We start from the raw sequence: 26,912 nt of genomic DNA, 5'->3' as shown, positions 1-26,912 counted from the left end.
ATTAAGGGAGAAGATTTTATGGAAAAAAGAATATTTATATCAGTTATGATACTATTACTTATAAGCGGTTGCTTAGAGATACCTTGTAGTCATGCTGATAATACTCTACCCCTTGATAATGAGATACAAAATCTAATTGACGAGAATAAAAAATTAGAGAATGATGGAAGCAATCAAGGGGATATCGAAGAAGATGTTAATGCTTCTGATTTAAAGGAAGATGAAGAACTAACTAAAATTGCTGAGGAAGAACATAAAACAGAAGAAGATACATTGATACCACAAGGAGAAATTGAAGAAAAGGAACAGGAAAATACAGAGGATTTACAAGGAAATATAACAAAAGATATAGAAGCAGAAGAAAAAGAAGGCACAGAAGTTATAGATACAGAAGAAAAAAATACTCAAAAAGAGAATACTGAAGAAAAAGAAGAAAAAGAATCAGGTATTAATCAAGACGGAACTCAGGGAGAATATATTGTTTTAAATACATTTAACACACAATTACCGCCAAGCATCAATCTTGATTTGAAGTATGACAAATATAATACCAGCTATGATTATCTTCTTCTTCTAAGGACTAATCTAAATATTAGAGAAAAGCCAAACACTAAAGCAAGGGTATTAAAAAAGGGTTTGATTTATGAAAAGTTAAATTTAGCAGAAGAAGTGAAGGGGCAATATATCGAAAAATATAATAGTGATAGATGGTATAAAGTATTTTGGAAAAATAATGACAAGATCCAATATGGATATGTATTTGCACCATTAGGAACCCAAAGAAAATTTCAATTTAAAAAAATGGAAGAAGCTATAAACAAGCTAAAAAATGAGGTCGATAATACTAATACAGCATATATATCCAACTATAAAGATAGAAATGGCAGAGCACCTTTATATGATGGAGCAATGGTTGACAAATATGGAGTTAAAAGATATCAAGCGGCTCCTGCCTATGTTGAGCCAAATAGTAATTCAGAGTTTAGATATATTTCTGATGGAAGTCTAATTACAATATTGGATAAGAATAATAAATACTATAAAATTAGAACCCTTCAATTTGAAGGTGAATATTGGATTCCTAAAAAATATGTAAGCTTTTGGAATTCTATTAAAGAGCTAACAAAGGCTGTAGTAATAGATAGGAAAAACCAAAATCAAGGGGTTTTTGAATATAGAGATGGTAAATGGAACCTTATATCCTATGTTTTTGCGACTACAGGAGCGAAGGCTAAATATAAAGAAGAAACAGCATTAGGATATTATATGGCTATTGAAAAAAAGAAGAGATTTCTGTATCTCCATGACGAAACTAGAGAAATAGATGGATATGCTCCTTATGCAACAAGATTTAATGGTGGAGCATATATTCATGGTGTACCAGTAGCTTTTCAAATAGTAGAGGACAAGAGAGTTGATCCTGGATTGAAGGAGTATCTATATACTATTGGAACTACTCCTCGTTCCCATAAATGTGTAAGAAATTATACCAGTCATGCTAAATTTATATATGATTGGATAGAAATAGGTAAAAGTGCTGTTATAGTAATAGAGTAGGACTTTTAAATTTATTATTTTATAGATATGTTTTGTACTTTTCATAGAAATTATAGTAAAAATTTCTTATTAACTCACCATACAAAGTAAGCAATAATCGTGTTATAATTTTTGTATGAATAACTGACATAGAACCCTAGCTGAAATTAGAGGCTTTTAGTCTCTAATTTCAAGATTTTTATATATCAATTATTATGGATAGGTTTTAGGGCAATGATGAATGGTTTTACATATAGTCTTTACATTCATTTAGTTCTAGAGTTGGTTATTCTTATAGTGCATAAGAAAGGGTGGCAGAATGCTGAAGAAAATAGCAATAATGGTTTTAGCAGTAATTATTTTAATCACCATTGGATTAACAGGTTGCAACAAAGGAGAAATACCTGCTACAAGCAAAGGTGAGACTGACAATGAAGAAATTCAGGTAGTAGATAGCAATGAAAATCAGCAAAACAAAGAGGAAAAAAGGGAAACTGAAATCAAAGAAGAGCAAGGTGAAGACGATAAAAGGGAACAAGAAGTTAAGAAGGAAGAAAATGTAGTATACGTAAGTGCTAGCAAGTTAAATGTTAGAGCCCAAGGAAACAGAGAAGCAAAGATCATTGGGGCAGTTGCCAAGGGTTCTCCTGTAAAGATTTTAGACAAGCAACTGGATGAAGCAGGAGAAATCACATGGTATAAAATCGAGTTTGATTATGCTGAAAATAATGATGAAGGATGGATTTCTGCAAAATATACTGTAGCCGATAGAATGGAGCTTTTAGGTGAAGCCTATAAAGACTTGGATTTGACTCTTCAAGAAAAGATTGAGTATCCTGAAAATCCTAGGGTAGAAGTTAAGGGGGTATATGTAACCATACATTCTGCTGCAGGTAAAAGATTAGATGAGCTTATAGAAATGACAAAAAGAACTAATATAAATACTTTTGTCATTGACGTTAAAGATGATCATGGTAATATGCTATTTGCCACAAAGGCAGCTGAAAAGTTTTCGCCTAAGGCAAATGAAAAAGCACCTATTAAGGATATAAAAGCCTTTATGCAAAAACTTAAAGATAACAATATCTATACAATAGCAAGGATAGTATCCTTTAAAGACCCTAAGTATGCCAAAAGAAATCCAGATAAAGCCATAGTACGTAGAAGCAATGGGAAGCCTTATACCAATAAAGATGGAATAATATGGGTATCGCCCCATGATAGACAATTATGGGAATATAATATAGAAGTATCAAAGGAAGCGGCTCAGGCAGGCTTTAATGAAATACAGTTTGATTATGTTAGATTTCCTGCATCAAATGGAGGAAAGCTAGATAAGCATCTAGACTATAGAAATGAACTTGGAGAGTCTAAGCCATTGACTATACAAAAATATTTAAAATATGCAAGAGAGCATATTTCACCTCTTAAAGTATATATATCAGCAGATATATATGGGTTAGTTGGTTCAGTCAGCGATGATATGGGACTTGGTCAATACTGGGAGGCTGTAAGTAATATAGTTGATTATGTATCTCCTATGATGTACCCTAGCCATTATGGAAATGGGGTGTATGGTTTATCTGTACCAGATGCACACCCATATGAAACGATTTATCGCTGTACAAAGGATTCAGTTATGAGAAATAAAAACATAGAAACACCAGCAATAATAAGACCTTGGATTCAGGATTTTACTGCTACTTGGGTAGAGGGACATATAAGATATGGAGCTGAAGAGGTAAAGGCTCAGATTAAGGCTTTAGAAGATAATGGAGTAAAGGAATATTTATTATGGAACCCTGGAAATAGATATTCAGAGGGAGGATTAAAATAACCTGAGATCCATTTTAAGTTATTATTAAAATTCAGTAAACGATTGTTTACTGGATTTTTTTTGAGAGATGTTCAAGTAAGAGAGATTATAAAGGAAAGAGAGAAATAGCAGCAATTTATTTCAAAATAATAGGAATACAAAAATAAATTTTCTAAAAGAGTAAAAATATATCTAATAATGGAAATAAAAGGTTGACAATTATATATATATATAATATAATGCATGTAAGATTTCTGATCAGGAATTTGGGAACAAGTATATAAATCTGAGGTGGTTACCAGCTTAAATTCGTGATCAAAAGAAGAAAGGAATAGCATAATAAAAGGTATAAAAAAACAAAATGGAGCAAGTAATCGTCAATTAAGTAGAGTATTAAATATCGATAGAGGTATTCTTAAGAGGATGAAGTAGAAATACGTGGCAAATTAAACGTCTCCACTGTTACGTGAAAATAAAAAAATTTTACAGAGTTATAAGAAATTTTTATGTTTTAAACAAAGTAACACAAAGCGTTTTAAGTTATGCTAAACGCTACTAATAAAGAAAAAAAGAGGTGAGATTTTGAAAAAATTTATAAGCATAATGTTAATATGTTTATTAATCAGTATTAGTTGTTATAGTACATTTGCAAATGAAATAGCTATAGAAAATGCTACCAAAGAATTTAAAGAAAAAATATCTACTCATAAAGGTTTTGAAGTTTGGGCTAAAGCAAAATTAAGTAAAAAAATCAAACTATATAATAGCGAAGAAAAACTTTCAGCATACCTGTTTAACGTTATAAGAGAAGATAAAATTATAGGCTACATGTTAGTAAATCCAAAAAATAAACAAATAATGGAATATGCTCTTGGACAATCTCCTTATGCTGATTACTTATCTAATTATATAGAGCTTAAAAAGGAAAAATTTAAAAACAAAAAATTAACATTATTATACGATGGGCCTTCATTATATGGAGTATTAGTAGAAGAGAAAAATACAGTGGGTAAAGGAAAAGAAATAATTGACTTTACAAATGATGGAAGTATAAAAATTGATGTTGATACAATGAAAGATATAAGACCTTTATTAGAGGAAATAGATTTGCAGGTTAAATCAATTACTATACAAAGTACTTTTATTGAAGAGAAATTAAGCAATGTGCCTTACTATAATGTTTATCATGGATGTGGTCCTACTGCTGGTTACCATATAGTATATTATTGGGATAAAACAGGTTATCCAAATTTAATTATAAGTTCTCAAAGTGCAACTAATGTTATAGATGAACTATATGACAAAATGGGTACATTTCCTGTGGGTGGAGGTAATTATGCGACTCTTCCGTCTTCTTATGCAAAGGGATTAGAAAAATACATGAATCAAAGTAAGATTTGCAACACAATCATATGATACTATTAAAACAGAAATTTATAACGAAAGACCTGGTACAATTTTATATTGGGACCATCCGTATTATAGGGAACATTATGTTACATATATGGGATATAAGTATAATGTAGATAGTGAAAATCAAAATTATTATATTATTCATGATGGGTGGAGTTACGCCGACGTATATAGAAATTGGGATTCAGATGACAATTATATAGAAGGATTGTATACAATCAAAAATTAGATATATTATTTATATATTTAGAAAGGAGTTTAATCAATAAAAAGAAAATCTATAATAAAATTATCTTTAATTATAATTTTATTAGTAATAGTTTTTTCAATTCCTATTGTAAATATTTTAAAAAAAGTCATGATAATTAATACTGTAAAAAACAAAGAAAATATTGTTCATATTGAAAAAATTATATATTCACCAATTGGACGTCCATATACTGTTGTATATGGTACTGATGAGAAAAATATCAAAAAAGTAATATGGTTAGATACATATAATAATAGATGGCTAAACCCTAAAGTAATATATACAATAAAATTTCATGACGGAATTTCTAAGGAAGAGGCGATATCTATCATAAAAAAAACAAACTTAGAGATAGAGTCAAATATAGATTTACTATACGTGGCACCAAGAAGTAAAAAGTTTTCTAAAAAAGAAGGAGTCTATTGGTGGGCAAGTATAGCAAACGATCGAGAAATATTTGTGGATTTTTATACAGGAAGAATTGTTTTGCAGGATAGTAATACGGGAGACATATTGAACGATTAGATTTGCCTAAAAAAACCACAGGTTAATTATGTATCTTCTATGATGTTCTAAGCCATTATGGAAATGGGGTGTATGGTTTATCTGTACCAGATGCACACCCATATGAAACGATTTATCGCTGTACAAAGGATTCAGTTATGAGAAATAAAAACATAGAAACACCAGCAATAATAAGACCTTGGATTCAGGATTTTACTGCTACTTGGGTAGAGGGACATATAAGATATGGAGCTGAAGAGGTAAAGGCTCAGATTAAGGCTTTAGAAGATAATGGAGTAAAGGAATATTTATTATGGAACCCTGGAAATAGATATTCAGAGGGAGGATTAAAATAACCTGAGATCCATCTTAAGTTATTATTAAAATCCAGTAAACGATTGTTTACTGGATTTTTTTTGAGAGATGTTCAAGTAAGAGAGATTATAAAGGAAAGAGAGAAATAGCAACAACCTATTTCGAAATAATAGGAATATGAAAATAAATTTTCTCAAAAAGTAAAAATATATCTAACAATGGAAATAAAAGGTTGACAATTATATATATATATATAATGTACTTAAGTTCTGCAAAATAAAAAATTGAATTGGTAAAGCTACCAAAAAATGAATATGGCATATTACTATACCTCATGTTATATGTAAGTTACCACACAAATAAATAAACGGAGGGTTAGCAATATGCCAGTTATATCTACTATTTTAAACACAAATACCGAACTTTACAACTATTTAAATGATGTAAATTATGGAATGAGTAAACCTCAGTTTAATCATCTATCCAGCATTGTTAATGGTCTAATAAATATAAAAGGTAATAAAACTATCTCCACAATTGCTCAAGGCATTTTAACGGCTAAAGATAGAAGTTCTATCTATAAATTTCTAAGTAGCTCTAAATGGGATGACTCCTTGCTTAATACTAATCGTATCAATTATATTAATTATTACGTCAAAAATAATGTCCTAATAATTCCGTAGGATTTTTAGTTATTGATGATACTGTTAATGTTAAAAAGGCTGCTAAAAAATGCAAGGCTTAAGTTTTAATCATTCCCATGCCGAAGGTAAAAGAGTTTGGTCTCATTGTGTAGTTACTTCTAACTTGGTTATAAATGATTTATCTATACCTTTACAATTTCAGCCTTATTATAGTAAAGATGTTTGTAAGGATTCCAATAAACCTTTTAAAAGTAAAGTTGCTATTGCAAAGGACTTTATTAGTGATTTTATTGCTCCTGATAATTGTAATTCTATTTACTGCTTAGTTGATAGTTGGTACACTAGTACCCCTTTGATAGAATCATGCTTAACAAAGGGATTTCATCCTATTGGTGCTGTGAAATCTAACAGAATAGTTAAGCCTTTTGGTATTAGGTCAAAGCTTTCTCAGCTCGCTGATTCTATTGACCCTAGTTCTTTAGATATTGTTACCATCAAGGGTAAGGGGCACTGGGTCTATCGTTATGAGGGACCCGTAGGGTCTTTTCAAAATGCTGTAGTTCTAATTTGTTACGAAATAAATGGAGAAGATCTTGAGCCACCTATGTTTATTTTATCTACAGATATTTCCTTAGCTAACGAGAAAATATTGGAGTACTATTCTATAAGATGGAAAATTGAAATCAACTATAAATATTTAAAAACCAATCTAAGCTTTGATAAATATAGAGTACGCAGCTTTCTTTCCATAGAAAGATATTTCTTGCTTGTGTTTTTAGCTATTAATTTCTTAGAATTTATTAGATTTAAGACTACTAATGCAGCTATTAAAACTATTGGAGATACTATTAATTACATTATTAGCCTGTCGGCTATAGATTTAGTAACCTTTGTTTACAAAAGTTCTAAAGATAATATTCCTTTACAGTATGTTTTTGAAGCTCTTAGAATCGCTTCTTGAACTTTTTTAAAAAGCTTATTATCTTTTACGGCAATACTGATAGCCTAATATATGGATAATTTAACCTTTAAAGTTGAAAGTATCCTTATATACCAATTTAGCTTTTAAAATTTCAGAACTTAAGTTATATATTTATTGGGAGATTGAAAAACATACCTTTTTTCAACAAAAATAGTTATAAGTCGACGAATTTAGTCGAAGGAATTTCTTGAAATTTGACTAATTATTAACATATAAGATAAAATATCTGCTGTTGAAGTATATGTGACATTTCTAATTGTTGACTAGAAGGTGAGTTTATGACAAATTTTGTAATTTGCGAAGATGATAATAGATTTAGAAAAAAGATTTTAGATTATATAAATAACTACATTGATATGCAGAAATTAGAAGGGAAAATAACAGTTGAAACTATTTTATGTAAAGAAGTTTTAGAATATGTAAAGAAAAATGGAACTAATAAAAATATTTATATTCTAGATATTGACTTAAACGATAATATGAATGGACTCCAATTAGCTAAGAGGATTAGAAAGTATGACATTTATGGTTATATAATATTTGTCACAAATCATATAGAATTATCTTTAACAACGCATAAGTATAAAGTTAGGGCCTTGGATTTTATTGTAAAAAATGTGGACGATATCAAGAGTAGATTATATGAAGCTTTTAATGTTGCTATAGACTAGATGAAAAAATGTGAAGCAAATTCTGAAGAAAAGAAAATAATGATAAAGTCTGGTTCTAGTATTATGTATCTACCTTTGAATAAGATAATTTGTATTGAGACAGCTCCTTCAGACCATAAACTTATCATGCAGACGATGAATAGAAGAATTGAGTTTTATAGCGCTTTAAAAGGATTCGTGAAGAATTAGATGATAGCTTCTATCAAATTCACAGATCTTGTATTATAAACATTAAATACATTAAGAGAATTAGTAAGAAAAAGAATGATATGTATGTACTTATGAAAAACAATGGGAAATATCCACTCTCGAAAAAATATGCAAAAAAACTGACAGAATATGTTAAGTTTAGTAGTTAACGCGATAAAAATAAAAGCTATATTAGTATATGGGATTATTATGTGCACAGTGTATTTTATAATCACGTTAGCATATATACATTTATATATTATTTCAAAAAGGAAAATAGAATACTATGAAGAGAAACAAAAAGAGTATGAAAATATAATATTATATACTAATATTATTGAAGACATGCTTTATGATAGAAGAAAATTTATACATGACTTTCAAAACATTATGCTTTCTCTAAAAGGCCTTATTGACAATAAAGATATAAAAGGACTTAAGGAATATTATTATAAAGAAGTACTAAGAGAGAAAAGAAAGCTAGATAATAGAAATATTTATTATCTAAAACATGTAAAAAATTTAAGCTTGAAAGGATTATTAACTGCTAAAATTCAGAAGTGTTCATACTTAAAATTAGATATTCATGTTGAAATATTTGAAGATATTGAAGATATGTCAATTGAATCAGTTGATATTTGTAGAATAGTTGGTATTTTGATGGATAATGCCATTGAGGCTGCTAAATCTTCATTAGAAAAGAAAATATTTGTTGGTATGCACAATGAAGAAAATAATGTAACTATATTAATTGCTAATTCTTTTTCAGTAAAGACAGATTTAAAGAAAATATTTGAAAAAGACTATTCTGGAAAAGGTGCTGATAGAGGATTAGGCTTGTATATAGTTAAAGATATAATTGATAGAAAATATGAAAATGTATTATTAAATACGTTTATAGAAGATAATTTGTTCATACAAGAAATAATTGTTCTAGATTGAATAGAGACAAAAAGCTAGAAAAGAAAGGAACTTTGCCTTAGATGACAAGATAAGAGATGATTTGAAGGCTCAGAGTATTGTATTAGAAGATACTCCCCAGGGGGTTAAGTGGAAGAGAATTTAATAGCTTTGTGAAACTACAAAGTATGCATATTATGTCCTCTAGGTTTTATTTTGGTTAACGTCTAATTTAAAAGAGATAAAGGCAAATAAGATTACATTGATGTCGCAAAAGGTCAATTTTTAATTGTAGAATGATAATTTATGAAAAAAATTGATTTGTTAGTAATAAAAAAACACATTTGACGACAAAAAAAGTTTGTTTCACGATATCTTTATTTCCATTTAAGGTAATATATGTAATAATCAACTTGTGATATCTAAAATTCATATTTTCTAACTGGAAGTTGAAAAGATAGTTGAAGTATTTGTCTTAATAAGCCTTATTTTGACTTTAAATTATGATGAAAAGAAGCAGTTACAAAAGTTAAGTAAATTGATTCAAAAGCTAAATAAGGAAGGGATAATGTTATGAATAGAGAAAAAGCTGCCAAATTGATAGTTGGAGTCTTTTGTATTGTATTGATCTATAATTTAGTTACTTTATATAAATTCAAATATAAACTTACCGAGTATACTATAGAAGATATAAAGGAATATGCAGTAGAAATGGAAAATTTAATAAGTGAAAACAGTGACTTGTTAACTGAAGTTATAAATACAGGAGAACTCAAATATGATGATTCAACTCGTTTTAAGTATAATCAAAACGAAATTCACAATTCTTTTGTTTCAATATTGACTAAGTTACGATTAATCAAACCTGAGGCTTATATAAAAAAACATATGGATTTACATATTTCCAAATCAACTGAATTAGAAATATTAGATTTATATATAAGTATTGAAAAGGATTTTGATGATACAGGTACATCAATATTAAGAGAAGATTACATTAAGGATTTAGAAATTATTTTAAATGCCTATGAATTCTATGAATCAACATTAGATGAAATGATTGAAAAAATCAATAAGAAGGATAAATCATGGATTGATGAACTAAATGAGCTATATATTTTTGATATCTATTAGCTATATTTTGACTTGAGATTCTGGGAAAGGAATGTGAGTTACTATGAGTAAAGAAAAAATCATAAGATTAATAATTGGAGCTATTGTTATTATATTATTTTATAATTTATTGACTTTGTATCAATTTAAACAAACACTTACACAGCATGTTATGGATGAGATAAAGGAATATACTCTAGAAATAAATGAGTTGGTAAATGAAAACAGCAGCTTGATAGCTAGAATTATAAAAAATAAAGAAATCAAATATGATGATTTAAATTACTTGTATCAAAACGAAGATGAAATTAATGATTCCTTCATAAAAATTTTGAAAAAGTTAAAAACAATAAAATCCTATGATTATTTGAAGAAACATATAAGAGGGTTACATAACCCTTTAATGACTACTAAGGATATATTGTATTCGTATAGGGATGTTAAAAAAAGATTTAATGATAAAGATAAGATTATATTAGAAAAAGAGGACATTAAAACATTGGAAGTTATTCTAAATGCTTATAAATTTCGAAACGTAAATTTAGATAAAATAGTTAAAAAAATCGACAATAAAGATGAATCTTGGGTTAAAGAACTAGAACAAATATTTCTATTTAACATGTGGACGAACTATAATAAGGGTGTTTAGATTTAGTATATCATGAACTATTGTATGCTTAGAATAGATAGAATATGGAGGGAATAGGGTTATGATAAAGAAAAAGATAGTTACATTATTGTTAGTATGTTCATTAATTTTAGGATCATTTGGTTCTATAAGTTTTGGGGCAAATTATGATAGTATCATCGATGGAAAAGCAAAGATTTTCCGAGATATTTCAGCTATAGGAAATAAACTATCATTTTCAAGTACTGAGAACACAGAGGCAAAAATTGTAAACCTACAAATAATAGGAAATACCTTTTCCGCTAGTGGCTCTATAGAGGGGGAGAATTCCTTTAATATTAAGGGAAGAGTTACAGATTATGAAATTACAGATGTAAGAGATTTAACAAACAACTATGAAGTAGTAAGTGTGTATATTATTGATAATGACACAAGATTAATACTTACAGATAAAGCCAATAAAGATATGATATATGTAGATATTGACGGATATAAAATTACATCACAAAAACAACTTTTTTATAATCGATATTGGTATACGCAGATATTAGAACCAGAAAAAAGAAGAATTAGTGGAAGACAAAGACGTGCCTATAATACAAATTATGATGATAAGTTTGAACGTGAGTATGAAATCTATGGTGACAGATATACAGAAATACTTGAAGTTGGATATTATTATAATTGGCCTGAAGAAATGGATGCACGTAGTGATGGATCGTTTTTTAAATCGACTCTAAACATTAACAGTAAAAAAACAATACTCCAAGAGTATGGTGAAACAAGAGAAATAGAACTTTCAGGCTGTAGTTTAGAAGTAACTGGAGCTGAATTTCATGTAGCCACAGATCAAGGTCAATATGTAGAGTCTATGCAAACTTATGCTTTTGGAGATGACATAGGTTCAGGATTTTCTGTAGATATTGGTTTTTGGTTAGATATCCCTAAAGTACCCTTTGGAATAACTACTAGTTATGATGAAACTGTACATGTAGAAGAAGATGACGAGGGTTATTATTCTTTTCATGTGGAAAATAGTGGTAGTGAAAAAGCTGTGCAAGTGGGTACAGAGTGGGATCCATATGAATATCATTTAGTAGATGAAAATGATTATTTTAAAGCAGAGGTGTTTGTTTGCGCAGAGTCTAGCTATGTTGATACAGGACGACGAAATAAATTTAGTACAAAATGGGAGTATGAAGTAGTAAGTTCAGGAATAAATCAAGGACATGCTGTTGATTCTTTCTATGACAGTGAAAGTTTCTCTAATAGCTTATATTATGATTTAACTGAATAATAGTTTTTAATTAAGAAATAAAATTAATTAATATTCTAAGTATATGATAGTCATATATAAATACAATTAAACTGATGAATACAAGTGCCAGACTTTGCAAGTACTGCAACTCTGGTACCTTTATATGTATAAATTAACAAAACAATTGGGCGTTACAAAAACATTTATGAGTGAGGTAGATAGAGGATTATTTAGAATAAATAGATAGCTTAACTTTTTTATGCTAAGCTACTCATTTTACGACATTTATATTTACAAAACCTCAATGATAGTATGAAAATTATAATTAGGTTGTTGTATCAGCTTAATTATCAATTGTTAGAAAATCAAGGAGGTAGATCATTTGTCTAATAAATTTTTAATCTTTATACTTAGTATGACTTTAATCACAAGCACTTTTGTAGTATCAACACAAGAATGCTTTGCTGAAGACTTAAAGGACAAGCCTTCATATTTAAAGGATGAGGTTATAGTCAAATATAAATCTGGTTTTAGAAAAATGCTATTAATAGACGAAAGAGAAAAATTTTCTTTGAGATCAAAACGAGTATTAAAAGAAGATGATATTGAATTATTAAAAATTGAGGGCAGCCAGGATGTTGAGGATGTAGTAGAGGAACTAAGAAAAAATCCTGAAGTAGAATATGTACAGCCAAACTATATTTATTATAGACGTTCATCAATGCTTCTAGATGAACTTTATCCTAAACAATGGGGATTAAACAATACAGAACAGCTTGTTGAAAATGACTATGGATATCAAGATGTAGATATAGATGCACCAGAAGCATGGAACGCTATGGAAAATCTTAAGCTTGATGAAGTTGTTGTTGCCATTATAGATGATGGGGTTGATATAAGTCATCCTGATTTAGAGCAGATTATTTGGACTAATGAAAATGAAATTCCTAATAATGGAATTGATGATGATGCAAATGGGTATATAGACGATATTTATGGTTGGGATTTTATCAATAATGACAATACAGTTTTTGATTCCGTAGAAGAAGATTGGCATGCTACCCACCTTTCAGGTATTATTGCAGCTGTTCATAATGATATAGGAATAAGGGGAATTGCACCTAATGCCAAGATTATGTCCCTTAAGATTTTTGGACTAGATGGTGCAACAACAATGCAGATAATCGAAGCAATAAATTATACAAAAATGATGGATATTAAAGTATCTAACAATAGCTGGGGAGGACCTCCTCAGGCAGACGACTATTTGTTAAATAATGCTATTAAAAACTCTGAAATGCTATTTGTAGCGGCTGCAGGGAATGATGGACTGGATAATGATATATATGGCGATTCACCATCAGGGCTAGATGCAGAAAATATATTGAGTGTTGCAGCGGTAGATAAAAAAGGAAATCTTTGGGAGAACTCTAACTATGGTTTTACTTTAGTCGATGTTGGAGCTCCTGGTGAAGATATATGGAGCACAATTACTCCATACATAGGAAATGATTACTATGCATGCTGGTCAGGGACTTCAATGGCAACCCCCTTTGCAACAGGGATTGCAGCAGTTATTTTTGGTTATGATAAGGACTTGACACCAATTGAAGTGAAAAAAATAATTATGGAGACTGGAGTAGAATTAGATGATTTAGCTGGAAAGACCGTAACAGGAAAAATGGTTAATCTAAATAGTGCTTTGAAGGCTCTAACTAAACAAGATGATATTATTACCTTTACAGATAAGAATTTAGAAAGAATAATTAGAAAACACATTTCTAAAGAGAATGGAGATTTATTACAAAGTGATGTAGCTAATATTAAAAGCCTAGATGCTAGTAACAGTTCAATTGAGAGTTTAGAAGGTTTACAGTATATTACTAATTTGACTAGCATTGACCTTAATAACAATGAGTTAAATGACATTGATGTATTGAAGGATTTAGCTAACTTAACATCAGTAAAATTAAATAAGAACCCTTTAAAAGCATCGGCTATCGGAGTTATAGACACATTAAAGGAGAAAAATATAAAAGTAGATTATGATATAATTAACCTTGATAAAAAGAGCATAACCTTAGATATTGGCAAAGAAAATACAGGTGAGAAATTAAATGCTGTCATACTTTCAAATGAGCCTGTAGACCAAAATATAGCTTGGACATCAAGTAATGAGAAGATTGTTAAAGTAGATGATACAGGTAAGGTTACAGGTGTTGCTGAAGGTATAGCTTCAATCACTGCTAAGGTAAACGAAGGAAAAGAAGCTGCTTCTTGTATTGTATTTATTACCTCAGATGAAGTTTTTGAATGGAAGGAGAAAGTTATAGAAGAGAAAAATAAGCCATGGACAGTAACCTTTAATTTGAAATTAAATCGAAACTTAGTAAATAAGGAAGTATTATATATAACTGATGAGTATGGAGAAGTAATAGACGCAGTGTTAGATTCCAGTGGTGATAAAAAGGTAGTTATTACTCCTAAGGAGGACTATAAAGGTTTATCGCCCTATTATTTATTCATTTCTAGAGACTTAGAATCAGAAAGTCGAGCCAAATTACCTAAGTCCATAAGAATGAAATTTATCCTTAATACAAAAAAATAAATATGGCATATTACTATACCTTCGTGTTATATATAAGTTACCACACAAATACACAAACGGAGGTTAGTAATATGCCAGTTATATCTACTATTTTAAACTTAAACCCTGAACTTTACAACTATTTAGATGATGTAAATTATGGAATGAGCAAACCACAATTTAATCATTTGTCCAGTATTATTAATGGTTTAATAAATATAAAAGGCAATAAAACTATCTCCAAAATTGCCGAAGGTATTGTATCAGCTAAAGATAAAAGTTCTATATATAAGTTTTTGAACCGCTCTAACTGGGATGATTCTTTGCTCAATAGAAATCGTATTAATTACATCAATTATTTTATTAGAAACAATATTGCTGATAACTCTGTAGGATTTCTAGTCATTGACGATACTGTTAATGTTAAAAAATCTGCTAAAAAAATACAAGGCTTAAGTTTTAATCATTCCCATGCCGAAGGCAAAAGAGTTTGGTCTCATTGTGTGGTTACTTCTAATTTTGTTTTTAATGATCTATCTATACCTTTGCAATTTCAACCTTATTATTGTAAAGATGTCTGCAGAGAACTTGACAAAGAATTTAAAAGCAAAGTTGATATTGCTAAGGATTTTATTAATGATTTTAATGCTCCAGATAACTGTAATTCTATTTACTGCTTAATTGATAGCTGGTATACTAGTACGCCTTTGATAGAATCTTGCTTAAAAAAAAAGGATTTCATGTTATTGGTGCTTTGAAGTCAAATAGGTTAATTAATCCTTTTGGTTTTAAAGTTAAGCTTTCTCAGTTTGCTGACTCTATTGACCTTAATACCTTAGATGTCGTTACCGTCAAAGGTAAAAGTTATAGAGTTTATAGATATGAAGGACCCGTAGGGTCTTTCGCTAATGCAGTAGTTCTAATTTGCTATGAAATTAATGGTGAAGATCTTGAATCTCCTGCATATCTTTTATCCACTGATATTAATTTAGATACAAATAAAATAATTGAATACTATTTGGTAAGATGGAAGATTGAAACTAACTATAAATATCTAAAATCTAATTTGAGTTTCGATAAATATAGAGTTCGTAGTATCCTTTCTATAGAAAGATATTTTTTGATTGTATTTTTAGCAATCAACTTTTTGGAGTTATTTAGATTTAAATCTAATAAATCATCTATTAAAACCATTGGTGATACTATTAATTACTTCAATAGCCTATTGGCTAAAGAGTTAATTTGTTTTGTTTATAAAAGTTCTAAAGCCAATATACCTTTAAAAGATATATTTGAAGCTCTTAAAATCGCTTCTTGATTCTTTTTTAAATTTTATTATTCTTTGAATAGAATATTTATATCCTAATATATGGATAATTTATCCTCAATAGCTTTTATTATCCATAAGTACCAATTTAGTTTTTAAAATTGCATAACTTAAATAATGTATTTAGAATTTCTGATCAGAAATTTTAAAACATAATTATTTTATAAATTTTCTAATAAACTTAAATATAGGATAGTATTTGAAATGTTATATTGACCTATTATACGCTAAATTTTTTCAATATGCATAAGAGTATAAATAAAAATATATAAGCAAAGGAGAATTGAAAATGAGGAAACGAATAATTGCAGTAACTATAATAGTTGTATTATTGTTATAATAGGCTATGATGAAAGCGATAGTTCAAAGGATCTTGTAAAAATTATGGATCCTTATACATGTGCTTATTATATAGGAGGCTATAAAAATTTAGTGAATAACGGACTTTTTGGGAAAGAAACTTGGGAAGATACAGTTTATAATTTTAGACCTTAAAACAAAATATATATAAAATAAATTTTTATATGAGTATGGATAAACCTATACTCAATTGAAAGGAGTAATAAATAATGAAAAAGAATACTTTAATAATTATATTTTTGATAGTTGCTATAATAAGCACATCTTTAATAGTTGGAGCTTCCAATACGGTAAAGCAACAATGTATTTCTTTATATAAAAAAATAGCATATATGGATGCTAAAAATTCATCTAAATCTAATAATTCTCTTAATTTTAAGGATATGTCCGATAAAGTTGTTAAAACATCTAATATAGCATTGCCTATTGTGGATATTGATGAAAACTGTAAAATAATAGATTTAAACTCCAAATTTGATTTTATTTTTGAAAATAACAACATTGCAGGATTAATGATTTATAATGAAGAAGGTCCCATATTGGTAGGAGGTTTAACTGAAGCTGTTTCATTATATTCTTTATATAATAAAATATTAAATACATATGATAAAGATATAAAACTTTCTATAGTTCAAGTTGGAAGTAGCCGTTCGCTCATGGTTAATAATGAAGATATTTGGATATCCCAATTAACTTCACAGATATATGAACAATTTAAACCTATGACTAAATATAGCATTTTAGATGTTGTACGAAAACTAGAAAATGGAAATTAAAGATTCAAAGATGACATAGGAACTAAAATTTTCAAAGTGACCGTTTTAGTACTATGTTTTCGAGCTAAGGGGATAAAACTAACTTTTTAAGTAGTACAAAAGCGTCGTGAGACGCTTTTGTTTTATGAAAAATTATACAGTTTATAATGTTTGACTTTTTTATTGACATTGTCACCTTAATATGATAGCATAGTTAGAAGAAATAACTAAATATACCTTTAAGCTTGGTCCCGTGAGGCCAGTAAGGTGGAGGAAAAAGAAATTTTTTTAGCCAATTATGAATAAATATACAAATAATATACTAAATATGCAATAGATATATCTCACGGGTGGAAATTATTCACATAGAATAAATTCTACCTTTTTTAGCATAAATTTAAGATTTATACATTTCATTAATAATATATTCACAGGTATATTTAGAATTAATCTATGGTAGTAGTTTAAATAACTAAATTTAAAGGAGGGTTTTGATGAAGGGAAATTTGATATTTGAAGATGGAACAATATTTGAAGGAGAAGTTTTTGGTTATAGCAGTGAGACTGTAGGCGAAGTGGTATTCAACACGGGAATGACTGGATATCAGGAGATATTGACTGATCCTTCCTATTATGGACAGATTGTAGTTATGACTTATCCTTTAATTGGGAATTATGGGGTTAATGACGATGATGTAGAATCCCTTGGTCCAAAGGTTAAGGGCTTTGTGGTAAGAGAAATATATGAAAATTTCTCAAACTGGCGAGGAATTGAAACCCTCAATGACTATCTTATAAAAAATAAGATTGTGGGATTAAAGGATGTAGACACCAGAGCCTTGACCAAATTCTTAAGAGATAAGGGTACAATGGCAGGGAAAATAATAATTGATAGAAAAAAGAATGATGCTGATAATGAAGATATAAAGAAATTTAATAATAGTAGAGCGGTGGATAAGGTAACAACAGGATACACATATACTTTAAAACCATTACTTCCAAAGGTTGCAGTTCTTGATTTTGGTATAAAGAAAAATATATTAGATTCACTTATAAAAAGAAACATTGAATTAACTATCTATCCAGCCAACACTTCTCCAGAAAAAATACTTGAAAATAATCCCGATGGAATATTTTTATCGAATGGGCCTGGAGATCCAGCAGAATTAACAGAGATAATAGAGAATATAAAAAAGCTAATAGGTAAAAAGCCTATATTCGGAATATGTTTAGGACATCAATTGATTTCACTGGCTCTTGGAGGGAAAACCACAAGACTTAAGTATGGACATAGGGGGACTAATCACCCTGTAAAGGATTTATTGAAGGATAGGGTCTATATAACTTCACAAAATCATGGCTATGTGGTTCAGGAGGATAGCTTAAATAAAGAAGAGCTCCAAATAACGCATATTAACCTAAATGATGGAAGTATAGAAGGAATAAGACATAAGAATTTACCTTTATTTAGTGTTCAATTCCATCCAGAAGCATCACCAGGTCCCCAAGATACAGCTTATTTGTTTGAAGAGTTCTTAAAAATGTTATAGAGAGGAAGGAGATTATTTATGCCTATAAAAGAAAAGATTAAAAAGGTTTTAGTAATAGGATCGGGACCAATAATCATAGGTCAGGCTGCAGAATTTGATTACTCAGGAACTCAGGCATGTAAGGTTTTAAAGGAAGAAGATATAAAGGTTGTACTTGTAAACAGTAATCCAGCTACAATAATGACAGACAAGGAAATAGCAGATGCAGTATATATAGAACCATTAACAGTAGAAGTTATTGAAAAGATTATACTTAAGGAAAAACCAGACAGTATAATGGCGGGTATGGGAGGTCAGATAGCTTTAAACCTAGCTGTTGAGCTTAATAAAAAGGGAATAATACAGAAATATGGTTTGAAGCTTCTAGGTACCGATGTAGAATCGATTGATATGGCTGAAGATAGAGAAAAATTTAAGGGATTGATGGAACGTATAGGAGAGCCCGTTATAGAAAGTCAAATTGTTAATAATATGGAAGAGGCAGTAGAGTACAGCAAGATAATAGGATTTCCTCTAGTGGTTAGACCAGCCTTCACATTAGGTGGAAGCGGCGGCGGAATAGCAAATGATATAAAAGAACTGAGGGAAATTGCATCTAAAGGACTAAAGTATAGTATGGTAAATCAGGTACTATTAGAAAAAAGTGTTAAGGGTTGGAAGGAAATAGAATACGAAATGATGAGAGATAACAAGGGGAATGCTATTGCTGTATGTAATATGGAAAATATTGACCCTGTAGGAGTCCATACAGGTGACAGTATAGTTGTAGCTCCTTCTCAAACCCTTAGTGATAAAGAATATCAGATGCTTAGAAATGCATCCATTAAGATAATAGATGCTCTCAATATAAAGGGCGGATGTAATGTTCAGTTTGCTTTAGACCCCAATAGCTTCGAGTATCATGTAATAGAAGTAAATCCAAGGGTCAGCCGTTCATCAGCTTTAGCATCAAAGGCTACAGGATATCCTATAGCAAAGGTTGCTGCAAAAATAGCCATAGGATATAATTTAGATGAAATAAAAAATGATGTTACAGGTAAGACCTTTGCTTGCTTTGAACCTACATTGGATTATTGTGTAGTTAAGATACCTAAATGGCCCTTTGATAAATTCAAGACAGGAAATAGAGCCCTTGGAACAAAAATGATGGCAACAGGAGAAGTTATGGCTATAGCAAATAATTTTGAAAGTGCTTTGCTTAAGGGTGTAAGATCCTTAGAAATAGGGCAATACAATTTATATAATAAGGATTTACATGAACTATCAATAGAAGAGCTTAAAGAGAAAATAAAGCTGGGTGACGACGAAAGATTATTCTATATAGCAGAAATGTTTAGAAGAGGACTAAAGATAAAGGAAATTTCATTTTTAACAGGCATTGATAAGTTTTACTTAGATAAGATAAAAAATATAGTGGATTTAGAAGAATCCATTAGAAATACAGATTTGAGCAGTATTGATGAGAATAAAATGCTATTGTTTAAGAAAAAGGGCTTTTCAGACAAAGGTATGGCTATCTTGACCAATACCAATGGAATGGAAGTATATGAATTGAGAAAAAAATATAATATAGAAGCTGTATATAAAATGGTTGATACCTGCGGTGGAGAATTTGATGCAGCATCTCCCTATTATTACTCTACCTATGACAGGGTTGATGAAGTAGAGATTTCACAAAGGGATAAGGTTATGGTAATAGGTTCTGGACCTATAAGGATAGGACAGGGAATAGAATTTGATTACTGCTCGGTACATGGAGTGTTGGCACTTAAGGAGGAAGGTATAGAATCAATTATTGTTAACAATAACCCTGAAACAGTAAGCACAGATTTTGATACTTCGGATAAACTATACTTTGAACCTCTTACAGAAGAAGATGTACTCAATATTATCGAAAAAGAAAAACCTAAGGGAGTTATACTTCAGTATGGGGGGCAGACTTCCATAAAGCTTGCAAAGTTTCTAGATAAAATGGATGTGGATATACTAGGATCATCGGCAGAAAGTATTGATAAATCAGAGGATAGAGAAAAGTTTGAGAAACTGTTAGATGAATTAGACATAAAGAGACCAAAGGGTAAAGGGGTAATGACTTTAGAAGAAGGACTCAAAGTTTCAGAACAATTGGGGTACCCTGTATTGGTTAGACCAAGCTATGTTCTTGGCGGTATGGGCATGGAAATTGCCTACAATAAAGAAGAGCTTGAAAAATATCTAGAGGATGTCTTCAAAAGAGACAGTAAAAATCCAGTCCTTATAGACAAGTACATGATGGGACTTGAAATAGAAGTTGATGCCATTTGCGATGGTGAAGATATACTGATACCAGGTATTATGGAACATCTTGAAAGGGCAGGAGTTCATTCTGGTGACAGCATATCAATTTATCCAGCCGAAAATATATGTAAAGAAATTGAAAATAATATAGTAGAATATACTTATAGTATAGCAAAGGCCTTAAATATTAAGGGATTAATTAATATTCAGTATGTTCTATATGAAAATCAATTATATGTCATAGAAGTTAATCCAAGGGCATCTAGAACTGTTCCCTATATAAGCAAGGTAACGGGAATACCAATGATAAGCCTTGCAACAAAGATAATGCTAGGAAAGAAGTTGAAGGACTTGGGATATGGAACAGGACTTAATAATTCCAAGAAAATAAAGGCGGTTAAGGTACCTGTATTCTCTATGGAAAAGCTTCCAGATACAGAAGTGGCCCTTGGACCAGAGATGAAATCAACAGGTGAGGTTTTAGGTGTTGGTGAGGATTTGGATACAGCCCTATATAAGGGTCTGATTGGAGCAGGTATTAATATATCTAGAGGCGGAAAAGTAATCATAAGTATTTCTGATAATTATAAAGAAGAATTTTTACCAATAGCTATGGATTTGAAAAACTTAGGCTTTCATTTCTTCGCAACAGAAGGTACGGAAAGATTTTTAAGGGAAAATAAAATTGAGGCAACCAAGATAGGGAAGATAGGAGAAGATGATAATAGTCTTTTAAATTTGATAGATGAAGGAGAAATAGACCTAGTAGTAAATATACCAACCAAGGGTCGTAATTCTAGAACAGATGGCTTTAAAATTAGAAGAAGAGCAGTTGAAAAAAAGGTATGCTGCTTAACTTCACTAGATACATTGGCTGCAATAATTGATATAATAAAGAAGGATATTAAGATAGAAGATCTAGAAGTTATTAATATATGTGAGATATAAGCTATATTTATAGGGTAGATATTTATGGTCAATATTAAGGTTGAGATTAAAAATTAGGGTCAAAACTTTTGAGTATATATTCACATAAATATTTAGACTTAATATTATTATAGGTTTATGACTCTCAAGTTTACCTCAAGTTCTTCTAGCTATAAGCTATCAGCAGCAGACTATAAAACTAGACTTAAAAAAACGTTAGGGGGATGAATATGAATATGTCTAAGGAAATTGCAAAAAAGCTACTTGAAATCAAAGCTGTTACGATTAAGGATACTTCAAATCTATTTACATGGGCATCTGGGATAAAGTCACCTATATACTGTGACAATAGACTTACGATGAGTTATCCAGAGGTAAGGGATAAAATAGCTGAAGGATTTAAGGAAGTAATTGAAAAGGAATTTCCTGAGGTGGGTATTATAGCAGGAACGGCAACAGCTGGTATTCCCCATGCTGCATGGGTTTCTCAGAAAATGAATTTACCTATGGTGTATGTTAGAAGCTCTGCAAAGGGACATGGAAAGCAAAATCAGGTGGAAGGTAGATTATTTGAAGGAAAAAAAGTAGTTCTTATTGAAGATTTGCTTTCAACAGGAGGAAGCTCTATGAAGGCTGTAAAGGCTCTCAAAGAAGCAGGAGCTAATGTCATAGGAGTAGTAGCAATATTTAGCTATAACTTTAAAAAAGCAGACGATCTATTTAAGCAAGAGGGTGTAGAATATAGAACCTTAACAAATTATGATATACTCTTACCATTAGCAGCTAAAATGGGATATGTAAAGGAAGAGGAACTACAGCTATTGAAACAATGGAGCAAGGACCCATATATATTTACTAAGTAAACAAGTTATTAATTTAGCCTTCTGGGGACAGGAACTAGCTTGGCGGGTCAATTTAAATTTTTTGAGTATACATCAATACTTAATTGAATAATTATTAATTATTTCGTAAAAAAAATCTTTTATGTCAATTAATGGTTGGAAATGAAAATTCAATTTAGTATAATAGAGGGCAAGAATATTTAATATTCTTGCTTTTATCTTATTGTACCTTATATTTCTGAAGGTTATAAAATTCATTTTATAATATTGAATAGAATATAAAAGAATTTATTAAACCTAGTGGCTAGTAGCTTACTAATAAGAGGGGAGGATAACCATGGAAAAGATTAAAGTCGCAAAATTTGGAGGAACATCTGTAGCAGACGCCAATCAATTTCGTAAAGTTAAGGCAATAGTAGAAGCTGATAAGAGACGTCGCTATGTTGTTGTATCAGCACCTGGGAAACGCCATGGTGAAGATAATAAAATAACGGATTTACTTTACTTATGTCATGCCCATATAAAGTATTCTGTACCTTTCGATCAAGTATTTGATATTATATGTGATCGTTACGTACAAATTGTTAAAGAACTTGATATTGATTTAGATATTAAGTTCTATTTAGAGGAAATTAGAAGTAATATGACTAAAAATATTTCAATAGATTATTTGGTCAGCCGAGGAGAATATCTAAATGCTCTGATTATGGCAAAATTCTTGAATTATGATTTTATAGATGCAAAGGAAGTTATATATTTTGATAATAATGGTGCTGTAGATATTAAACGAACAGAAGAAGTAATGTCAAAAGTATTAGCAAACCACGATTATGCAGTAATACCTGGGTTTTATGGAAGTAGCCCAGATGGTAAAATTAAAATTTTCTCTCGAGGAGGGTCCGATATTACAGGGGCATTAATAGCTAGGGTTTCAGATGCTGATATATATGAAAATTGGACAGATGTATCTGGATTCCTTATGGCAGATCCACGTATTGTAGATAATCCTAAGCCTATTGAAAGAATAACATATAGAGAATTACGTGAGTTATCCTATATGGGAGCTTCAGTGCTTCATGAAGATGCAATTTTTCCTGTTCGTGATGTAGGTATACCAATAAACATTAGAAATACCAATGATTCTGATAATCCAGGTACAATAATTACAAGTGAAGTTAGTAAAGATTCTAGCAATAAAATAATAACTGGTATAGCAGGAAAGAAAGATTTTACGGTAATTTCTATTTATAAAAATCACATGAATTCAGAGATTGGTTTTGTTCGTAAGATACTTTCTATAATGGAGATGAATGATATTACATTTGAGCATATACCCTCAGGTATAGATTCTGTTTCCATAGTCATTTCAGATTCTCAACTTGATGGTAAGCTTAACATAATTACTGATGAAATTAATAAAAAATGCCATCCTGATTCTTTAAATGTTTATACCAATATGGCACTTATAGCAACTGTTGGGAATAATATGGCCTATACGCCAGGAATATCAGCAAAGCTTTTTACAGCTTTAGGCAATGAAGGTATTAATATTCGTATGATTGATCAAGGCTCTAGTGAGATAAATATTATTGTAGGAGTTGAAGATAAGGATTTTAAAAATGCAATAAAAGCCATATATAATGCATTTGTTGTTTAATGATGTATTATAATTAATATTTTGCACAAAATAATGAAAAATCTTTGACATATTATTACTAAAATATTATAATATCGATAATAAAAGTAAATTTATAAAGACTATGAAGAGAAGAGTAGATATAGGAGGTAGCTTTAGCGAGTCGGTGATGGTGTGAGACCGATGCGAACCCTATATTGAAGAACAGCTCGGAGTTTCTAATCGAAATCGGAATGTATTCGAGAGTAGGCTTAGACGGAACCAAACCGTTAGCAATGGATGGCATAGAACCTTTGTCAGTTTAAGGTGGTCGCAAAATATAGTTGCGGCAATAAGGGTGGTACCGCGAAACATGAGTCTTTCGTCCCTATTTATAGGAGACAAAGGACTTTTTTATTGCTTAAGAACTTAAACTTTTTGGTAAGAAATTGCATAGCTAAAACAAAGTAAAATAAAGGACTAGAAGAAAAATTAAAACTATTACCAGTAAAATTTTAGAATCAAGAATTAAGGTTTTTAGATCTAAAAGAATGACCTTAAAACTTGGAACATGGAACATCTAATTTGCAACTATAAAAAAGAGGAGGTAAAGAAATGAAAGCTGTACTAGTAAAAGATATTTATAGGAATACAGAAAAGTATATAGATAAAACTATTACTATTTCAGGTTGGATTAGAACTTTAAGATCATCAAAGGCCTTTGGATTTATTGAAGTAAATGATGGAAGTTTCTTTAAAAATATACAGGTAGTTTTTGAAGAAAATCTTGAGAACTTTAAAGAAATATCAAAGTTTACAATAGCTTCAGCTATTGTAGTAGAAGGTACTTTAGTAGCTACACCAAATGCAAAGCAGCCATTTGAGATTAAAGCTACAAAGGTAACTTTAGAAGCAGATTCTGATAGGGACTATCCCCTACAAAAGAAAAGACATACCTTTGAATACTTAAGAACAATAGCCCATTTAAGACCTCGAAGCAATGCTTTTTCAGCTGTATTTAGAGTACGATCCCTTACTGCCTATGCCATTCATAAATTCTTTCAGGAAAGAGGCTTTGTATATGTTCACACTCCAATTATTACTGGAAGTGATTGTGAAGGGGCAGGAGAAATGTTTAGGGTATCCACCCTTGATTTGAAAAACATTCCAATGAATGAAGATGGCAACATAGATTTTAGTAAAGATTTTTTTGGGAAAGAAACCAATCTAACGGTAAGTGGTCAGTTGGAAGGAGAGGCATATGCCCTCGCTTTTAGAAACATTTATACATTTGGACCAACGTTTAGAGCTGAAAATTCCAATACAGCAAGACATGCTTCTGAGTTTTGGATGATGGAACCTGAAATAGCATTTGCCGATTTAAATGATAATATGGATCTTGCAGAGGATATGCTTAAATATATAATAAGCTTTGTTATGGAAAATGCATCAGAAGAGATTGAATTCTTCAATAAATTTATTGATAAGGGATTACTTGAAAGACTAAATAATGTTGTGAATTCAGATTTTGCTAGAATTACTTATACGGAAGCTATTGAGATACTTGAAAAGGCAGATAAAAAGTTTGAATATCCTGTTAAGTGGGGTTGTGACCTTCAAACAGAGCATGAAAGATATATAACAGAAGAAGTATATAAGAAACCTGTTTTTGTAACTGATTATCCAAAGGATATAAAGGCATTCTATATGAGAATAAATGATGACAATAAAACAGTAGCTGCTATGGACCTATTAGTTCCTGGTGTAGGAGAACTAATTGGTGGAAGTCAGAGAGAGGAAAGACTAGACGTGCTTGAGAGTAGACTTGAAGAACTAGGACTTAACAAAGAAGACTATTGGTGGTATCTTGACTTAAGAAAATATGGTGGAGTTAAACATGCAGGTTATGGTCTTGGATTTGAAAGAGCTATCATGTATCTTACAGGGATATCAAACATAAGAGATGTTATACCTTTCCCAAGAACTCCAAAATCTGCTGAGTTTTAGGAGCAAGAAAAGGCTGTTGATTTTACAACAGCCTTAATTATATGATACATTACACAAGGAACAATTTTTTACATATGAAAATTTTATTAATGTGGATGTTTTTGAGGGTCGTTACCGACGTTAACTAGATAAGGGATTGGTTCACCAGGACACAATATAATATCTCTTTCAAAAAATACCCTTTGGGATTCATATAGACAGTCATCACATTTGTAATGTTTAGATTGCCATAGATGATATTCTGCATCTAAGTGATAAGGACCATCATGCTGACGAGGAAGAAAACGTGTAAAACCATAATTGCGAGTTTCGATTACTTGGTGATATGATGAGCTACCGCATCTTGGACAGGTAAATGATGGAATATTTTCCATATCACCTCCTATAGCATTAACCGAAGATGACATAATGAAAAAAATACCGACAAGCAAAACTAAAGTTAAAAA

The 26,912-nt window shown here is 30.4% G+C and carries 23 protein-coding genes and 1 other annotated feature; of the genes, 22 read left to right on the top strand and 1 reads right to left on the bottom strand.

Annotated features, from left to right (window positions below):
* The first annotated feature begins 18 nt into the window (after positions 1–18).
* From BUB36_RS04295 to asnS, 22 genes are all read left to right on the top strand, one after another.
* Complete coding sequence (locus BUB36_RS04295) at positions 19–1,557, top strand: L,D-transpeptidase family protein (RefSeq protein ID WP_073147386.1); 1,539 nt, start codon at positions 19–21, stop codon at positions 1,555–1,557.
* Between the two features lie 298 nt (positions 1,558–1,855).
* Positions 1,856–3,373: a putative glycoside hydrolase gene (locus tag BUB36_RS04290; RefSeq protein WP_242655713.1), complete on the top strand. Its 1,518-nt coding sequence runs from the start codon at positions 1,856–1,858 to the stop codon at positions 3,371–3,373.
* A 561-nt stretch (positions 3,374–3,934) separates the two neighbouring features.
* The gene (locus BUB36_RS04285; RefSeq protein ID WP_073147384.1) at positions 3,935–4,768 is read left to right on the top strand and encodes a hypothetical protein; all 834 of its coding nucleotides are present in this window, start codon (positions 3,935–3,937) and stop codon (positions 4,766–4,768) included.
* A 355-nt stretch (positions 4,769–5,123) separates the two neighbouring features.
* The gene (locus BUB36_RS04280) at positions 5,124–5,540 is read left to right on the top strand and encodes a hypothetical protein (RefSeq protein ID WP_073147382.1); all 417 of its coding nucleotides are present in this window, start codon (positions 5,124–5,126) and stop codon (positions 5,538–5,540) included.
* Between the two features lie 68 nt (positions 5,541–5,608).
* Positions 5,609–5,875 (top strand): putative glycoside hydrolase, encoded by a 267-nt coding sequence (locus tag BUB36_RS04275; protein WP_073147380.1) that lies wholly within the window; start codon positions 5,609–5,611, stop codon positions 5,873–5,875.
* 691 nt (positions 5,876–6,566) lie between these two features.
* Entirely contained in the window at positions 6,567–7,439 is an 873-nt protein-coding gene (locus tag BUB36_RS04265; protein ID WP_073147376.1) for a transposase, read from the top strand.
* A gap of 299 nt (positions 7,440–7,738) precedes the next feature.
* A complete protein-coding gene (locus BUB36_RS04260; protein ID WP_073147374.1) occupies positions 7,739–8,131 on the top strand; it encodes a response regulator in 393 nt (130 codons plus the stop codon).
* Entirely contained in the window at positions 8,132–8,320 is a 189-nt protein-coding gene (locus BUB36_RS04255) for a hypothetical protein (RefSeq protein WP_073147372.1), read from the top strand.
* Entirely contained in the window at positions 8,305–8,490 is a 186-nt protein-coding gene (locus BUB36_RS20620) for a LytTR family DNA-binding domain-containing protein (protein WP_084111680.1), read from the top strand. Before BUB36_RS04255 ends, BUB36_RS20620 begins: the two co-directional genes overlap by 16 nt.
* Complete coding sequence (locus BUB36_RS20505) at positions 8,471–9,262, top strand: sensor histidine kinase (RefSeq protein ID WP_084111678.1); 792 nt, start codon at positions 8,471–8,473, stop codon at positions 9,260–9,262. Before BUB36_RS20620 ends, BUB36_RS20505 begins: the two co-directional genes overlap by 20 nt.
* Before the next feature lie 531 nt (positions 9,263–9,793).
* Positions 9,794–10,354 (top strand): hypothetical protein, encoded by a 561-nt coding sequence (locus BUB36_RS04240; RefSeq protein WP_073147368.1) that lies wholly within the window; start codon positions 9,794–9,796, stop codon positions 10,352–10,354.
* 43 nt (positions 10,355–10,397) lie between these two features.
* Positions 10,398–10,982, top strand: a complete 585-nt coding sequence (locus BUB36_RS04235) for a hypothetical protein (RefSeq protein ID WP_073147366.1) — start codon at positions 10,398–10,400, stop codon at positions 10,980–10,982.
* A 61-nt stretch (positions 10,983–11,043) separates the two neighbouring features.
* Entirely contained in the window at positions 11,044–12,258 is a 1,215-nt protein-coding gene (locus tag BUB36_RS04230; RefSeq protein ID WP_073147364.1) for a hypothetical protein, read from the top strand.
* A 343-nt stretch (positions 12,259–12,601) separates the two neighbouring features.
* Positions 12,602–14,827: a S8 family serine peptidase gene (locus tag BUB36_RS04225; RefSeq protein WP_073147362.1), complete on the top strand. Its 2,226-nt coding sequence runs from the start codon at positions 12,602–12,604 to the stop codon at positions 14,825–14,827.
* 71 nt (positions 14,828–14,898) lie between these two features.
* On the top strand, positions 14,899–15,564 hold the full coding sequence (locus BUB36_RS04220; protein WP_073147360.1) for a transposase: 666 nt from the start codon (positions 14,899–14,901) through the stop codon (positions 15,562–15,564).
* Positions 15,525–16,124, top strand: a complete 600-nt coding sequence (locus BUB36_RS04215) for a transposase (protein ID WP_073147358.1) — start codon at positions 15,525–15,527, stop codon at positions 16,122–16,124. The genes BUB36_RS04220 and BUB36_RS04215 overlap by 40 nt, the downstream gene beginning before the upstream one ends.
* Before the next feature lie 578 nt (positions 16,125–16,702).
* Positions 16,703–17,269, top strand: coding sequence for a hypothetical protein (locus tag BUB36_RS04210; protein ID WP_073147356.1), 567 nt, complete (start codon positions 16,703–16,705; stop codon positions 17,267–17,269).
* Between the two features lie 473 nt (positions 17,270–17,742).
* Positions 17,743–18,798 carry a carbamoyl phosphate synthase small subunit gene (locus BUB36_RS04205; RefSeq protein WP_073147354.1) on the top strand — a complete coding sequence of 352 codons (1,056 nt, stop codon included), beginning with the start codon at positions 17,743–17,745 and terminating at the stop codon, positions 18,796–18,798.
* A gap of 18 nt (positions 18,799–18,816) precedes the next feature.
* Positions 18,817–22,023, top strand: coding sequence for a carbamoyl-phosphate synthase large subunit (carB, locus tag BUB36_RS04200; RefSeq protein ID WP_073147352.1), 3,207 nt, complete (start codon positions 18,817–18,819; stop codon positions 22,021–22,023).
* 209 nt (positions 22,024–22,232) lie between these two features.
* Positions 22,233–22,865 (top strand): orotate phosphoribosyltransferase, encoded by a 633-nt coding sequence (pyrE, locus tag BUB36_RS04195; RefSeq protein WP_073147350.1) that lies wholly within the window; start codon positions 22,233–22,235, stop codon positions 22,863–22,865.
* A gap of 316 nt (positions 22,866–23,181) precedes the next feature.
* Positions 23,182–24,501, top strand: coding sequence for an aspartate kinase (locus BUB36_RS04190; protein WP_073147348.1), 1,320 nt, complete (start codon positions 23,182–23,184; stop codon positions 24,499–24,501).
* 94 nt (positions 24,502–24,595) lie between these two features.
* Positions 24,596–24,852: a binding site (T-box leader), on the top strand.
* A gap of 222 nt (positions 24,853–25,074) precedes the next feature.
* Positions 25,075–26,466: an asparagine--tRNA ligase gene (gene asnS / locus BUB36_RS04185; RefSeq protein ID WP_073147346.1), complete on the top strand. Its 1,392-nt coding sequence runs from the start codon at positions 25,075–25,077 to the stop codon at positions 26,464–26,466.
* 86 nt (positions 26,467–26,552) lie between these two features.
* Here asnS and BUB36_RS04180 read toward each other — a convergent pair whose 3' ends face one another.
* The gene (locus BUB36_RS04180) at positions 26,553–26,873 is read right to left on the bottom strand and encodes a hypothetical protein (RefSeq protein WP_131821207.1); all 321 of its coding nucleotides are present in this window, start codon (positions 26,871–26,873) and stop codon (positions 26,553–26,555) included.
* Between the last annotated feature and the right edge of the window lie 39 nt (positions 26,874–26,912).

This window comes from Paramaledivibacter caminithermalis DSM 15212 (assembly GCF_900142245.1).
Lineage (GTDB): Bacteria > Bacillota > Clostridia > Peptostreptococcales > Caminicellaceae > Paramaledivibacter > Paramaledivibacter caminithermalis.
This window is presented reverse-complemented; position numbering and strand designations above follow the sequence as displayed.